Consider the following 10,797-nt stretch of genomic DNA (forward strand, 5'->3'; position numbering starts at 1 on the left):
TATAAATCATGACATATATAGAGGATGAATCCGATGAATAAAAAAGTGCTGGTCGTGGATGACGAATCAAGCATCGTCAGTGCTATTGCTTACGCGCTGCGGCGCGAAGGATATGAAGTAGAGACAGCAAATGACGGCGAGGAAGCGCTAGTCAAGGTGGCGTCATTTCACCCGCAGGTCATGATTCTGGACGTGATGATGCCCAAGCTGGATGGATACGGCGTGTGCCGCAGGCTGGAGGACCGGGAGGATATCGGCATTATTTTGCTGACCGTCAAAAATGATATCGTGGATAAAATCGTCGGCCTGGAAATGGGCGCGGATGATTATATGACCAAACCGTTTGAGATCCGAGAACTGCTCGCTCGGGTAAAGGCGTTAATGCGGCGCGTGGAGAAAAGCAGCCCATCATCTGATGATCCCAAGAATCAGGCTATCGTCAATGGAACGCTACGCATCCATATCGCTCACCGCACCGTGACGGTGAATGAGGAGAAGCTGGATCTGACGCCAAAGGAATTCGATCTGCTCACCATCCTCATGTCCAATCCGGAGCGGGTATATACGCGGGATGATCTGTTGGATCGGGTGTGGGGCATGGAATATGCGGGGGGAACACGTACGGTGGATATTCATATTCAGCGGCTTCGCAAAAAAATTGGTGATACCGATCAGCAAAAATTGCAGACGGTATACGGAATTGGATACAAGGCGTCAGCCCCTGAACCAGGCGGCTCGGTATGAGAGTCAGCATCAAGCTGAAATTCAGCGTTTTTCTGGCCGCATTACTGATCCTGACCGTCGTAGTGCTCAGTTCCCTTGTACTGCGCGGTATTGAGCGCAACCAGCAGACACAGATTGAGACCATTCTGTCCCAGCAGACCCGTCTGGTCAATCTGAATGTACGGCAGTCTTACTATACCGAAGCTGTTCGTCTGGAGCAGGAGGTTTTTTTACAGCAAAATGGTCGCAGGCTGGCTCAGGAGCTTGCGAGCTCTACAGGTCTGCCCATTGCGCTTTATGATATGAACGGGCGGCAGGTCGGCTCCTCAATCACGTCTGAAGAAAGTGCAGATATTCAGAATACGCTAAACTATGCGCTGCAAAATAAAATTGCTTACCACGAACAGGGAGATACCCTGCTATATATGGCACCGCTGGATGGGCCGGATGGACAGATGGGTGCTGTACGAATGCAGTATCCGGTTCAGAGCTATCATGAATTCTATGCCCGCATCCTTCAGTTATTTATGTGGGCGGGGATTGCAGTTGTGGGACTAAGTTTCATTCTGGGATATCTCTTCTACAACCGTTTTGCTGTTGCCATAACCCGCTTGAAGAAGTCTGCTGATTCCATCCGTGAAGGGCATTATATTACCGAATCACCTGTGAGAAGCAAGGATGAACTGGGTGAGCTGGGACAGGGCATTTATTATATGAGCACATCCATTCAGCACAATATTGAAGCCATGCATGCCGAACAGCAGAAGCTCCAACTCGCCATTGAGAAGCTTCAGGCCCTGGAACAGCAGCAGAAACAATATATTGGCAACATCAGCCATGAGTTTAAGACACCGCTTACGTCAATTAAGGCGTATGTCGAGCTGCTGGACATGTATAAGGATGATCCACAATTGCTGGATGATGCCACGAGCAATATTGGCAAGGAAACCGAGCGGCTGTACGAGATGGTGGAGAAGGTATTGCATTTGTCTGCTCTGGAGAAATATGATTTCGAGAATCAGGCGGAAGATGTAGAGGTGCGTGCCCTGCTGGAGGATGCCTGTGGCCGGATGCGAGGAAAGGCTGAGAAGTTTGCGCTGAACATGGAACTGAATCTGCAGCCTGCGGTGATCCGCAGTGATCGCGAGAGCCTGATGCATATTTTCATCAATATGCTGGATAATGCCATTAAATATAACGTGCCGGGAGGTGTCATCCGGGTAAGCAATGAACTGCGGATGCAGGAGCGACAAGCGGTTATTCGCATCTTCAACTCGGGTACGCCGATTCCGGCAGAAGCGCAGGAGAAGATTTTTGAACCCTTTTACACCGTTAACAAAGACAGGGCCAGAAAAACCGGAGGAACCGGGCTGGGGCTATCGCTCGTCAAGCAATTTGTTGAGAAGCAGGGCGGTACGATTACACTGTTGCTTAATGAGACGAATCATGTGGAAGGAACAACGTTCCAGCTGATTTTCCCTCTGGCTGATTTGAGTTTACAAGTTGGAAACAAGTCTGAATAACTTTGGAAGTATGCGATGTGTATGCTTGGTCTATAGAAGAGCAATCAGGAGGGACCATGATGAATTGGAAACAGGCGGCTTTGGGTACGCTCGGGGCAATCGTCCTATTATCGGCAACAGCATGCGGGGGAACAACGGAGCCGGGGAGAGATACACAGGATGGGAAATCCGGCACGGATATTACGGTGAAGGATAACACGAATACGTCGGTCTACCAGAGCTTTAAGCTGGAGAAAATCGATAAACTGCCGAATATGCGCGGGGTAGCGTGGCTGAGTAATGACTGGATTTTGTCGGATAAAGAGAACACGTCCATGAAGCCTGTCACTGTTGAGGGTGAGAAGCGCTATCCGCATAACTTATACATGTATGATCTGACGAAGGGCACAGATACACCTGTGAAGGAAAGTGAAGTTAGCCTGGGTGCACCGATTGTGTCGCCAGATAGTCAGTATATTTTCTACAGAGAACCAGAGGAGTCGACGGGCAAGGGCTTCATACTGAATCTGCACAACGGGGAAGTAGCTCCTGCTGGCAAGGACGACGGTTTCGTCTTTGAAGGGGCTTGGCTGGACGAGAAACATGTTGTCTTCCCGAATATGAAAGGGGATATCGTATCAGCGAGTGTGGATGGAACGACCAAAGTGCTGGTCAAGACGGGTAACTTCAATGTAAGCAGCGTCAGCGTTTCAGGCGATGTAATCTACTACATCACAGGTACGGACGGGCAGCTGAATGCATACAGTGCGAAGACCGGCGAAGTGAAGCAGGTGCTAAAAAGTGTAGAGTGGGTGATTCCGTCCAATGATGGTTCGAGACTGGCGATTGTGAAAAAAACAGCTGATACCAAACGGGCGCTGGTGCTGACCGATCTGGAAGGAAATGAAAAAGCAACGCTTGCCAGAGGCACGCAAATCTTCGGAACAAGCTGGTCTGGTGACGATTCCAAAATTGCCTATACCATTAATTCGGAAAGTGACGATGAAAAAGGGCTGTTCGTCTCCAATACAGAATCGGCGGAGCAGTTCCAGATCTCGGCCGATATGGATAACGCATCTGATCCGCTAAACTGGAGCCCGGAAGGTAATCGGATTTTGTTGTCACAGGCAGTGCAGGAAAATGAATCGTATCATTTCGTCACCTCGGTCATTACGATCTCGCAGTAATCATGATGAGCCTGTTCCCGTGAGGGCACAGGCCTTTCTTATGATTAAAACCCATAACCCATAACCCATAACCATAGTGATTCATTGTATCAGGTAACAGAAGTACTGGAACCAGACTGTGGAGTCGTGGAAGTCTGTTGTAAGGTAGCAGGGTCGTTACTACTGAAAAGCGCCCGTATATAGAATAACGGATAGATCATCAAGTAAAGGTTCGGAACCCACCAGCTCCAGTCGAAGTCTGCACGGAACGACCAGAAGGCAATGGCCTGAAGCCCGGAACAAAAGGTCAGGACAAGAGAGATCAAGGCGACTAACCGCCAGCGTTGATCGGAATGGCGCAGCAGGAACAGACAGTAAAGCCCTGTCGCTGAGATGAGTAGATCAAGCGGCAGAAAAGACAGGTTCCACGATACCAGCAGGGGATTGGTATAATCCTGATACAGGTATTCTTTTGGAATCCACGCTCCCCAAGTCACAATCCAGTATAAAATAAAACCAATATCCGTGAGCAGAAACAGAGTTTTTAACGAACGGCTCAACGTGATTCCTCCTTGATAGAAGCCGATTCAGCCAATGGATGGATCGACACTTCCATTGGTGCTGCGGAAGACGAGTACCCGGTTATCGAGCTGGTAGAATAGTTGGATACCTTGGCTTCCGGGCTGCTTATCCTCAATCCAGCCACACCGAGAATAATGAGTAGCAGTGATCCTGCCTTTAACCAGGTCATCGGTTCCTGAAACGCGAACAGTCCAACAACGGCCAGGATGGTGATGCCAGCTCCGGACCATATGGCATAAGCGATACTAACGGGAATTTCTTTCAAGGCCAGACTCATGACACCGAAACTGATAAGATAAAAAGCCCCCATAAGTACAGCAAGCCCTGGTTTGCTGAGTCCTTCCGACAATTTCATGGAGATTGTCCCGGCAACCTCGAATAAAATGGCTATAGAGAGCCAAACCCATGCCATTATTGCTCCTCCTTTGGCAGCACGCCTTCCAGCAGCATGTCTACCATCTCCTGCAGTGCTGCCGACAATGTGCCTCCGCTGAATGATCCGCTTGCCGAGTGTTCCATCAACCTGTACAACCCACCAATGTATACCTGTACAAAAATTTCGGTATCGAATGCACGCAGTTCGCCGGATGCTTTCCCTGTCTGAATCAGTTGTCTGATCTCATCCCAGTGCCCCGCTATAAAGCGATCCAACTTGCTCCAGACGGCTGGATAATATCGTTGCAATTCTGACAAACGCCTGAGATCGAACATAACCAGATCGGCTGGCAGCATGACAAGGGATTGTCTTAACTTGGACCGATTGGAGAGTGAAGGATCCCTCAGTAGTTGCTCTTCCTTCTCCACGATCTCAGCGAGTGAAGTTTCAAGCAGGGCAGTGAGCAAGTCTTCTTTGGAGGAGAAGAGTTCATATATGGTTTTGGTGCTCATTCCAAGCTGGGTGGACAAGTCATTCATACTGAATCTAAAGCCGCTGCGTATCACCTCTGTACGCGCAACATCAAGGATGTGTTCTTTAACCATATTAAAATGTCCTCCTGTCCCAAAGTTCATAGGAAAATAAATAAATTATTTTATTTTTCTAATTTTCCATATTTTAAATCTCGTATCCGTTTGTGTCAAGGAGAGGCACTTCTGCAGGACTATAGAGGTTATACTGATGAGACGAGAAGTGAAGGGGGGACATGGTCATGGATGAAAAGGACTGCCGTTTGCTGTTGAGCGTTTCCGAAGAAAGCAGTCTCACCAAGGCTGCGGAGCGCATGTTTATGACCCAGCCGGCTTTGACATATCGTTTGCAGCAATTGGAGAAGGAATTTGGCGTACCGCTGATCGATAAAACGTTAAAGGGTGCCAGATTCACTCCTGAGGGAGAGCATCTGGCAATGTATGCCCGTAAAATGTTGAATGAACTCAATCAAGTCAAGGAACAGCTGTCGAACATTCGTAATGAAGTTAAGGGAACATTGCGCCTTGGGATTGCCAATCATTATTCGTTGTACAAGCTTCCTCCGTTGTTAAAACAGTTCAAGGAGCTGTACCCAGAGGTTCAGTTTGCTGTGACCTGTGCTCTGAGCGTAGAGGTTATGGAGCTGTTGATGCGGGATGAAATTCAGGTGGGTGTCATACGGGGTGAGCATCCATGGTATGAGGGGAAACATCTGCTTCACGATGAGCCGGTCTGCATTGTATCCCGTGAACCCATTGACCTGGATCAACTTCCGAATCATCCGCAAATTGCATTTCAGGAGCCCTTGACGAAAGCGGGTGGTTCGCCCGCAAGCCCCTTCCGAGAGGGAGTAGCTGCCTGGTGGTATGAGCGTTTTGAACGTTCACCAACCATAGCGATGCGTGTGGACAGCTATGAGACTTGTAAGGAAATGGTGCGGTATGGCCTGGGCTATGCGATTATTCCGGGTATCTTTGTATCCGCTTCGGATGGCCTCCATCAGCAGGAACTGATCCGACAGAATGGACAGGGAGTAAGGCGGAATACGTGGCTTGTCTATAAGGAAAGTGTGCTGCAACAGGCAACGGTGGGTCGCTTTGTCGATTTGATGAAAACGGCGGGAACACAGCATGTTGTGGGTAGAGGCTGATACAGACGTAGTGAACTAGGTGCATTGCTTTATGCATAATTATCCGCTGTTTTCTTGCCATAAAGAGTGTTTTATTGCTATTGGGCGGTATCCTTTTCATAAGGATTATCCATTCAAAGGATGTACATAAGATCAAAATGTATATTGACGCTGTCTTGATAAAAGTATAAATGAACCAGTAATATGCTGACATCTCATGATATCCATATGTAAATACCAAACGAGCCCATAAAATTTTTTATGGGCTATTCCTTAATTTTTTTGAATTTACTTATGGCTTGGTCACACATACAATATATCCAATCTGATTGTATATTTATTCGATTAAATTGAATATAGAAATGCTGTGTTTGGAGAAAGGCGGCAAAAATATGTATACTGACCCTGCTCATATGAAGCAAAAGATCAAAGAAACCGTAGATCGGCTGGACCCTGACTTGCGGGAATTATCCCTGCGCATTCACGCTAACCCTGAGCTTAGTTTTCAGGAAGTTCAAGCACAACAATGGTTAACCGAACCGTTGGAAGCAGCCGGATTTCAGGTGGAAAAAGGCATTTCCGGCCTCGACACCTCGTTTCGAGCCGTATGGGAAGGCCAGCCTGGAGGACCTACGATTGCACTACTCGCTGAATATGATGCACTGCCCCGCATTGGACATGCCTGCGGACACAATCTGATCGGAACCGCTGCTGTTGGTGCAGCACTGGTACTCAAGGAAGTTTGTCCTGATCTTCCGGGACGGATCATCGTTCTTGGCACACCGGCTGAAGAAGAGGGTGGCGGCAAAATCATTATGGTAAACGATGGTGTATTCGATGAGATCGATGCCGTCATGATGTGTCACCCGCAGCAAAAAACGATGGTGCTGAGAGGTGCGCTGGCTTGTGTGGACGCGACCTTTACGTTCCACGGCAGACAGGCTCATGCTGCCTCGTCTCCCGAGAAAGGCATTAGTGCACTCGATGCCTTGGTCAACGCGTATGCGGGGATTAACTCGCTGCGTCCTTATTTGAAGGATGACGTTCGGGTGAACGGAATCATCACCAAAGGCGGAGATGCGCCCAACGTGGTGCCTGAACTGGCTGAAGCGGTATACATCATCCGGGCCAAGACAGTCGAGGAACTGAAGGTGGTCATGGATAAAGTATACCGCGTCGTACGCCATGCTGCGGAAGGTGTTGGGGCTACGGTAGATATTACGGAAGGCCTCATCTATGCCGAGCGGAATAACAACAAGGCTCTGGCGGGTCTGTTCCGGCAGAACCTGGAGGACATGGGTATTGAAGTGCATGATCCACCACAAACAGGCGGTGTCGGTTCCTCCGATATCGGTAACGTAAGCCAAATCACAGCCGCGATTCATCCGTATATTCGGTTAGGGGACGCAACAACACACACGCCTGAATTTGCCCGGCTTGCCGGAGCAGAAGAGGGCATGATTGAGCTGAATCGTGCGGCGAAGGCACTCGCACTTACAGCGTTCGATTTGTATGCAGACAAGGCAGCATTGGAGCAGGTACGGAATGAGTTTGAAGCGTGGAACAAACAGAAGGACGAGGGATGATGCATTGGAGAACATAACAAAACAACCACAACAACGGCGTAAATGGTTCAAGATGCCTCACACCTTTGTCATCTTGTTCATTCTGGTGCTGGTAGCGACCGTGCTGACCTACATTATTCCCGCAGGGGAATTCGATCGGGTCAAGGATGAGGCGACCGGCAAATCCTTGCTCGTCCCGGGTTCATACCATCATGTAGAGGCCAATCCAACAGGATTGTGGGATATTCCCAAGTCTATCGTTCGCGGACTGGTTGATTCTGCGGACGTTGTATTCTTTATTTTCATCATCGGCGGAGCATTTCAGATCATTACGAGCACGGGAACAATTGAAGCCCTTACAGGCAGGGTAGCTCGATCGTTTGCCAACAAGGGATTATGGGTCATCCCGGTATTTATTACCCTGTTCTCTATTGGCGGGTTTACGATGGGGATGTCCACGGAGGTCATGGTCTTTGTCCCGATCGGAATCGCCATCGCACGTGCACTGGGATATGACGCTCTAACGGGTACGGCAATGATCTCGCTGGGGGCATCGTGTGGTTTTACTGCCGGACTGCTCAATCCGTTCAACGTGGGATTGGCTCAGGCTATTGCAGAAGTTCCGATCTTCTCAGGCATGTGGTTACGGGCGATTATTCTGGTGTGCCTCATCTCTGTGACAAGTATCTATATTATGCGGTATGCGTCCAGAGTGAAGTCTGATCCAACCCGCGGTTTGGTGCATGAGCTGGAACAGGAGCAGGCAGCAGATACAACTGCGGTGGACCTGAATCAACTGCCAACGATTCGCATCACACATATTCTGACTATCATTACGATTGTAGCTGGCTTTGCCCTGCTGATCTGGGGAGTATCCAAAGAAGGCTGGTGGATGGAGGAGTTGGCGGCTCTCTTCCTTAGCATGGGTGTGATCTCTGGTCTCGTGTCCGGGTTCGGTCCTAGCCGGATTGCCAGTGAATTCGTCAAAGGCGCAAGCAGCATCGCTTATGGTGCCTTTATCATCGGTCTGGCAAGAGGCATCATGGTTGTCCTCGATCAGGGTAACGTGATTGATTCTGTAGTTTACGGAATGTCTACACTGGTTGGCGAATTGCCATCTTCCGTACAGGTATTGGGTATGTACTTCTTCCAAAATATCATGAACGTGTTCATCACGTCCGGTACAGGCATGGCCGTGACGACGATGCCGATCATGGTTCCCTTATCGGATCTGCTCGGCGTTACCCGTCAGACAGCCGTCCTGGCCTTCCAGTTCGGAGATGGATTCACCAACATGATTCTGCCAACGTCCTCTGCCTTAATGGGCAGTCTCGCGGTATCCGGCATTCCGTATCAGAAATGGGTTAGATTCTTCTGGCCGCTGATGGTGATGTGGATCGCCATGGGTATTGTATTTATGCTTATTGCAAATGCAATTCAGTATTCTTAAAAAAGTAAAAAGCCTGTGTTTTATGGTAGTCCCTCTCAAACTGTTATATCCAGTTTCGAGAGGGCGCTGCCAGAACGCAGGCTTTTTTTTATGGCTTGTTATTTTGGCATGCTCAGCAGTAACTTCACCGCTTCTGCACGTGTAGTGTTGTCTCTGGGGGCAAAATTGTTCAGTCCTTTGCCGTTCAATAGCCCGGACTTTTGCAAGCCGGCGACAGATGCTCTGGCCCACAGCGGAATCAGTTCATCGTCTGCAAAGGGTGAGCCGGTGCCGGATTCTGCCTTCAATTGCAAGGCGCTAGCTACCATGACAGCCATCTCTGCACGAGTTACAGCCTCGTTAGGGCGAAAGGCCCCGTCGGTGTCTCCCTGAATGAATCCCGCTTGCACGGCACGTGCTATAGCAGACTGTGCCCAGTCTCCTATTTTTGAACGATCGGTAAAAGATAAAGTCGCTTCCGTGTACTCTGTTTGCAATGCATTCATCAGCATCACCGTAAACTCTGCACGTGTAATGGATGCATTCGGCTTAAATGTTCCATCGGCATATCCTTTCACTATGCCTTTACGAATAGCCTGTTGGATGACTTCTTTCGCCCAGTGACCTTCGACATCATTAAATGAAATTTCTGTCGGCTCCTTGGGCTGATCAACCGCCAATACGGCAAATTTGGTGAAATGGTCTATGTCTACCCGAATTTGATTTCCATTCACAGATGATTTACCGGCGGAGAGCCAAACCTTATCCTGTTCATCAAAGTAAAATAGTTCAGCCCGCTGATTGCGCTGTAAGCTTGATGAATCAAATGTCAGCGTTAATGTTACGGGTACTTTGAAGTTTTGCGGAACATTTTTGAGCAGTTCATATACCGGGCTGAGCAGTTGGATCTGATGGGTCAGCAAGGCAGAAGGATCTGCAATCTGTTCGATAGTGACTCTGAGTTCCTGGTTCATTGCCCCCGCAGGGATATTTACAGCGATGCCACCGCCCAAACTTACTTGCCCGACCTGCCCCGATGCGAGGGTTAAACGGCCATTATTGGATGAATTCGTTGTGTTAGGTGGCGAAGGATTACCGCTCGACCCGTTGTTATTCTGGTTACCGGAGCCGCCGCTGCTGTTACCACCACTCCCACTTGACGGTGGCGTGGAATTAACACTCCATTTGGCATATAAGGTCAGATCGGCTGTAATTACTGTTTGAGCAAAGTTGAATGGTGTCTTCAACTCGGGGTCTGTATACCAACCTGCAAACGTATAGCCGGAACGGCTTGGCGAAGCAGGTGCAGAAAGTTTCTTTTCGTATTCAACAGCTATATCGGATACTGTGGATCCTCCAAGTGTATTGAAAGTTACCGTATATGTGTTTGGTGCCCATTTTGCATACAATGTGGTGTCCTGGACAATCGATGCAGTATTCAAGTCAAATGGCGTACTCAGTTCAGGTTCATGATACCAGCCGGCAAAAGTGTGTCCTGCTTTGGTTGGAATGTCAGGTGCAGCCGCCAATTCACCATATGGGACCGTCTGATCAGCAACGACTGTACCACCATTAGAATCGAAATTAACGGTATAGGAGTTGACCGTCCATTTTGCATACAGAGTGATATCAGCGGTAACGGTGGTAGTGTCGAAATCAAAAGCCTGACTCAATCCTGAATCGGTATACCATCCACCGAAAGTGTGTCCTGCTTTGGTTGGAATGTCAGGTGCAGCCGCCAAGTCACCATGTTGAATAGATTGATCAGCAACGACTGAACCACCATTAGATGCG

At 48.9% G+C, this 10,797-nt stretch carries 10 protein-coding genes; 6 read left to right on the forward strand and 4 right to left on the reverse strand.

What is annotated here, in order from left to right; all coding sequences use genetic code 11:
- Positions 1–33 precede the first annotated feature (33 nt).
- Genes ACFTRD_RS22210 through ACFTRD_RS22220 form a run of 3 tightly spaced genes read left to right on the forward strand, consistent with a single transcriptional unit; the run spans position 34 to position 3,412 of the window.
- Positions 34–744 carry a response regulator transcription factor gene (locus tag ACFTRD_RS22210; RefSeq protein WP_379383805.1) on the forward strand — a complete coding sequence of 237 codons (711 nt, stop codon included), beginning with the start codon at positions 34–36 and terminating at the stop codon, positions 742–744.
- On the forward strand, positions 741–2,246 hold the full coding sequence (locus ACFTRD_RS22215; RefSeq protein ID WP_379383807.1) for a sensor histidine kinase: 1,506 nt from the start codon (positions 741–743) through the stop codon (positions 2,244–2,246). Before ACFTRD_RS22210 ends, ACFTRD_RS22215 begins: the two co-directional genes overlap by 4 nt.
- A 56-nt stretch (positions 2,247–2,302) precedes the next feature.
- Positions 2,303–3,412 (forward strand): hypothetical protein, encoded by a 1,110-nt coding sequence (locus tag ACFTRD_RS22220; RefSeq protein WP_379383809.1) that lies wholly within the window; start codon positions 2,303–2,305, stop codon positions 3,410–3,412.
- 89 nt (positions 3,413–3,501) lie between these two features.
- On the opposite strand, the gene ACFTRD_RS22225 is transcribed toward ACFTRD_RS22220, so the two are convergent.
- The 3 genes from ACFTRD_RS22225 to ACFTRD_RS22235 are packed head-to-tail and all read right to left on the reverse strand — an operon-like array spanning position 3,502 to position 4,954.
- The gene (locus ACFTRD_RS22225; RefSeq protein WP_379383811.1) at positions 3,502–3,951 is read right to left on the reverse strand and encodes a YvaD family protein; all 450 of its coding nucleotides are present in this window, start codon (positions 3,949–3,951) and stop codon (positions 3,502–3,504) included.
- Complete coding sequence (locus ACFTRD_RS22230) at positions 3,948–4,385, reverse strand: DMT family transporter (RefSeq protein ID WP_379383813.1); 438 nt, start codon at positions 4,383–4,385, stop codon at positions 3,948–3,950. Before ACFTRD_RS22230 ends, ACFTRD_RS22225 begins: the two co-directional genes overlap by 4 nt.
- Positions 4,385–4,954: a TetR/AcrR family transcriptional regulator gene (locus ACFTRD_RS22235; RefSeq protein WP_379383815.1), complete on the reverse strand. Its 570-nt coding sequence runs from the start codon at positions 4,952–4,954 to the stop codon at positions 4,385–4,387. The genes ACFTRD_RS22230 and ACFTRD_RS22235 overlap by 1 nt, the downstream gene beginning before the upstream one ends.
- A gap of 167 nt (positions 4,955–5,121) precedes the next feature.
- On the opposite strand from ACFTRD_RS22235, the gene ACFTRD_RS22240 reads away from it, so the two are divergent.
- The 3 genes from ACFTRD_RS22240 (at position 5,122) to ACFTRD_RS22250 (ending at position 9,024) form a co-directional block, all read left to right on the forward strand.
- Positions 5,122–6,030, forward strand: a complete 909-nt coding sequence (locus tag ACFTRD_RS22240; RefSeq protein WP_379383817.1) for a LysR family transcriptional regulator — start codon at positions 5,122–5,124, stop codon at positions 6,028–6,030.
- A 371-nt stretch (positions 6,031–6,401) separates the two neighbouring features.
- A complete protein-coding gene (locus tag ACFTRD_RS22245; protein WP_379383819.1) occupies positions 6,402–7,595 on the forward strand; it encodes a M20 family metallopeptidase in 1,194 nt (397 codons plus the stop codon).
- Between the two features lie 4 nt (positions 7,596–7,599).
- A complete protein-coding gene (locus ACFTRD_RS22250) occupies positions 7,600–9,024 on the forward strand; it encodes a YfcC family protein (RefSeq protein WP_379383821.1) in 1,425 nt (474 codons plus the stop codon).
- Positions 9,025–9,122: 98 nt separating this feature from the next.
- Here the strand turns inward: ACFTRD_RS22250 and ACFTRD_RS22255 are convergent.
- The coding region (locus ACFTRD_RS22255) for an InlB B-repeat-containing protein (RefSeq protein ID WP_379383823.1) at positions 9,123–10,797 on the reverse strand (1,675 nt) is incomplete at its 5' end.

Source organism: Paenibacillus sp. NPDC056933 (genome assembly GCF_042674385.1).
Taxonomy (GTDB): Bacteria; Bacillota; Bacilli; order Paenibacillales; family Paenibacillaceae; genus Paenibacillus.